Below are 2566 nucleotides of genomic sequence, written 5' to 3' on the forward strand. Positions count from 1 at the left end.
CCAGGGCGGCCGGGTCACAGTCTGGGATGTGACCCGGCGCACGCCGGTCGACGCCTTCGAGGTGCCCGGCGGCATGCCCGTGGCCGCGGTCGCGTTCAGCCGCGACAGCAGCCAGCTCAGCGCGGCCGGGTTGGACGGAACGGTGAGCGTCCGGGACCTGGCCTCGCACCGCACCGCTGTCGCCCAGCCACCCAGGGGCAGCTTCACCGCGACCGCCCTGGGCGCGGACGGACGGCTGGTGGCGCTCGGCACCGGTTCCGGCCTGGTCGAACTGTGGGACACCACGACGGGGCAGCGGCTGTCCTCGCTCGCCGGCCACCTTGACTGGGTCGAGGACGTCGCGTTCAGCGAGGACGGCCGGCGGATCGCCGCCGGCGGCGTTGACCAGACGGTCGTCGTCTGGGAGACCGCCACCGGCGGCATGATCGGTGCTCCGCTACGCGGGCACGGTGCCGGGTTGGAATCCGTCGCGTTCGCCGCGGACGGGCACACGGTGGTCTCCGGCGACGACGGCGGCAGCGCGATCGTCTGGGACCTCGCCGGCCGGGCGGCCGGGCTTCGCTGACTGGCCACCAGGCAGCGGTGTGGGGCCTGTCCGCGAGCCCGGACGGGCGCCTGCTCGCCACCTCCGCCGATGACGGCACGGTCATGCTCTGGGATGCCCACGGCACCGGCGGGCACGCCGTGTTCCACGGCAGTGGGCAGACACAGGCTCTCGTGTTCACGCCGGACAGCCGCTGGCTGGCTGTCGGCGAGGGCGGAACCGTCGCCCTGTGGGAGGTGGCGGGCAACCACACGGTCCGGACCATGCCGACGGGGACGATGGCGGGCACGACCGCCCTCGCCGTCAGCGCGGACGGCCGCTGGCTCGCCGCGGGCACCAACGACGGCGGCGTTCTGCTGTGGGACCTGTCCGACGCCCACCCTTCCAGCAGGCGCCTGCCCGCCCATGCCGACACGATCACCGGCCTGGAGTTCAGCCTGGACGGGGGCACGCTGGCCTCCGGCGGTCTGGACGGCGTCGTCCGGCTGTGGGATGTCGGGGCTGGCCGGTCCGCCGGCACGTTGGGCCGCGCGGGCGATGTCGGTGTGCAGAGCCTCGCGTTCGACCCGACCGGGCGGATGCTCGTGACCGGCGACGCGCGCGGTGCCATCACCAGCTGGGACGTCGCCCGCCGGCTGGCCCGGCAGAGTTCGCTGGCGGCGCACGCGGGCCCGGTGTACGGCGTCGCCATCAGCGGCGACGGGCGTACCGCCGCGACCGGCGGCAGGGATGGCCTGGTCGTCCTGTGGCGGCTCAGCGACACCGGCCGTTGGTACCGCCTCGACGAGCCACTGCGCGGGCACACCGACGCGGTCACCCGGGTCGTGTTCAGCCCCGACGGCCGCACCCTCGCGTCGGCGAGCTTCGACCGGACGGTCCGCCGGTGGGATGTCGATGCCGAGTCATGGCGACAGCGCGCCTGCACGATCGCCAACCGCGATCTTTCCCGCACGGAATGGAGTCAGTTCGTGGGAGAGCAGCTCGGCTACGAGTCAATCTGCGGGTTCACCCGATGACCCGGCCGACCGCGCAGCCCGCCACCGAGGTGGAGGATCTTCCCTACGACGTGTTCGTCAGCTACCGGCACCGGGAGCCCGCGATGTCCTGGGTCCGCGACCGGCTGGTGCCCGGCCTGCGGCAGCGGGGCCTGCGGGTCTGTCTCGACGTGGACTCCTTCCGCCTCGGCGCGCCACTGGTGCTGGAGATGGAACGTGCGGTGGTCGAAAGCCGGTGCACCCTGGCGGTCCTCACACCCGCATATCTGGAAGGCACCTTCACCGAGCTGGAGAACGTACTCGCCGAGCATCTCGGCCTCGAGACGGCGCGGGACCGGCTGCTCATGGTCCTGCGTGAGCCCTGCCAGCCGACGCTGCGACTGCGGTTCCGACTGTGGCTTGACCTCACCGCCGACGGCGACCTCGAGGCCGGGTGTGACCGCCTAGCCCGCGAGCTCCGGTCCCCGAAGGTGGACGAGTAATTCCTGACTGGCCCCGGCCGTCTCGGCGCGTCCTGATGCTGTGCATCCGGCGTGTGGACGTGGAGAGAGGCCCTCCAAGATCGAGTTGTGACGCAAGACCTGGAGACCCTCCTCACCGCACTGTACGTAAAGATCGACGACAGGTACGACAGGAGGCGGCGCGTGGGCAGGCACCCGCTACTGTCCGACGCCGAACTCGTCTGCCTGGCCGTCGCCCAGTCGATGCTCGGCTACACCTCGGAAGCCCGCTGGCTGCGCTACGCCCGCAAGCACATGTCCACCATGTTTCCCTACCTTCCGCTGCAGCCGGGCTACAACAAGCGGCTCCGCGACGCGTTGCCGCTGGTCAAGAAGGTCATACGAGACGGCGACCATGTGCTGCAGCCGGTTGTCGCGGCTGTCCCGGGTACGACCCAGCACATCGGCCAGCGCCTGGCGGATCCTGGCCGGCCTATCGACAGCGTCGAGATCCTCACCCAACCGAACCGCCGCCGCGACTACGCACCGGCGCTTGGCTTGTCGTTTAACCTGTCGGTCCTTCAGAT

General features: G+C 71.4%; 3 protein-coding genes and 1 pseudogene. All 4 read left to right on the forward strand.

Translation table 11 applies throughout. The features are described 5' to 3' along the window. Positions 1–565 (forward strand): WD40 repeat domain-containing protein (locus AC08ON_RS15205; RefSeq protein ID WP_476617204.1); only part of this gene is annotated, 565 nt, incomplete at its 5' end. A gap of 17 nt (positions 566–582) precedes the next feature. Continuing rightward, on the forward strand, positions 583–1560 hold the full coding sequence (locus tag AC08ON_RS15210; RefSeq protein ID WP_476608706.1) for a WD40 repeat domain-containing protein: 978 nt from the start codon (positions 583–585) through the stop codon (positions 1558–1560). Further along, a complete protein-coding gene (locus tag AC08ON_RS15215) occupies positions 1557–2021 on the forward strand; it encodes a toll/interleukin-1 receptor domain-containing protein (protein ID WP_476608705.1) in 465 nt (154 codons plus the stop codon). Before AC08ON_RS15210 ends, AC08ON_RS15215 begins: the two co-directional genes overlap by 4 nt. A gap of 87 nt (positions 2022–2108) precedes the next feature. Continuing rightward, positions 2109–2566: pseudogene (locus tag AC08ON_RS15220) on the forward strand (hypothetical protein); the annotation flags it as partial.

This window comes from Frankia sp. CoWAU3 (assembly GCF_977971855.1).

What these genes read in the sequence shown, in the direction of transcription:
- AC08ON_RS15215 (WP_476608705.1), top strand. Translation starts at nt 1,557, where the DNA reads ATGACCCGGCCGACCGCGCAGCCCGCCACCGAGGTGGAGGATCTTCCC.